General features: G+C 72.0%; 2 protein-coding genes. One reads left to right on the forward strand and one right to left on the reverse strand.

Annotation, left to right across the window (positions count from 1 at the left end):
- Window positions 1-200: 200 nt before the first annotated feature.
- Entirely contained in the window at window positions 201-545 is a 345-nt protein-coding gene (locus tag RCF13_RS05220) for a hypothetical protein (RefSeq protein ID WP_053496719.1), read from the reverse strand.
- A gap of 146 nt (window positions 546-691) precedes the next feature.
- On the opposite strand from RCF13_RS05220, the gene RCF13_RS05225 reads away from it, so the two are divergent.
- Window positions 692-1090 (forward strand): hypothetical protein, encoded by a 399-nt coding sequence (locus RCF13_RS05225; protein WP_049413394.1) that lies wholly within the window; start codon window positions 692-694, stop codon window positions 1088-1090.
- Window positions 1091-1348 lie beyond the last annotated feature (258 nt).

Here is a 1348-nt window from a genome sequence, read left to right on the forward strand (position 1 = left end):
GGGTGGGGGTTGTGTTCGAGTTGCCGGCCTGCCCCCCCGCGGGGGGTTTGGGTCCCGGCCAGGCCCCGTGGTGGGGGGGGGGGGCGGGGCGGGGGCGGTCAGGTGGGGGGGGGGGGTGCGGGGGGGTCGGCGGGCCGGGGCCCGGATTCGCTCCGGCCTGGGACCCCCAGAGTTGGCCGCCCAGCGGCCGGCACTACCCGTCAGTCGGGGGCCTTGGCCGGTACGAACGGCGAGGTCGGGTCGCTGGCCGGGAAGGTCTCCTCCAGCGCCTCGTCCTGGTTGTCGCTGGCGCGCTGCTTGCGTTCGCGACGCTTGAGCGGGCTTTCCTGGCCGCCGCGATGGCGGTCGCCGCCATCCTTGCGGTCCTGGGCGGCCTGTTCAGCCTCGTGCTTCACCGGCAGATGGTCGCCACCGTGCTCGGCGTCGTAGAAAGGTGCACCGGTGCCGCGGTAGTCGGCATTGTCGGCATCGCGCTTGCCGCGCTGTTCACCGGGAATGGGCGGGTGGTTTTCCCGCAACGGGTCTCGGGAATTCTCTCGGCTCATGGTCTGGCTACCTGCGCTCGGGGCTCCCACTACACCGCGCCACAGGTAAAGCCGCCGCGAACCCGGCGTCATGAACATCTTGCTCACCCCCCGGTAACAGCACCGCGCGTATTCCTGCCCACCCGCCCCCGCTGCAGGAGCCGGCCATGCCCCGTCTTGAACGACCCGCACCGTCCGTGTTCAACGCCCTGCTCGATCCGCTCGGCCAGCGCACCGCACAACGCCGCACGCGCCGCCATGAAGATCCGCAGGCGGTGGCGCAGGACTACCTGCAGTACATGCTCAGCGACTACGAAGAGCGTCGCGGGCAGAACCACCGCAACTGGCGCGATCTATGCCCGGTCTACGCCTTCGCATTGACCACCCACGCTGCCGACTGGCCGCGCGGTGACGCCGCGGATACGTGCGAGGAGCTGGCCGAACACTGGGAGCAGATGCGCGGGCAGTCGCGGTTGAGCTGGTCGCAGGCACGGCCGGTGGTGGAAGACGCCTGGCGCGCGCTGGATCATATTCCGGCGGTGGCGGTGAGGCCGTTGCTGCAGTAGTGCCGGCCGCGCGGCGGCCCCCCCCGGAAAAAGAACGGGGCGGGCGCGGGCGGGCCCCGGGCCGCCCAACCCGTGTACCGCGGAACCCCCGGGCCCGGATCCCCCCCGGGGGGTTTTAACCCCCCGGGTGTCGTTCGGGGCCGGGTGTTTCTCCGTGATTGGTTTTGGGCGGCGGGGGGGGCCGTTGCGCTCGCCCCTTATTTTTGGGGGGGGGGGCGCCCCGGGGCCCGCCACTACTGCAGCAACGGCCTCACCGCC

Source organism: Stenotrophomonas maltophilia group sp. RNC7 (assembly GCF_030910085.1).
Taxonomy (GTDB): domain Bacteria; phylum Pseudomonadota; class Gammaproteobacteria; order Xanthomonadales; family Xanthomonadaceae; genus Stenotrophomonas; species Stenotrophomonas sepilia.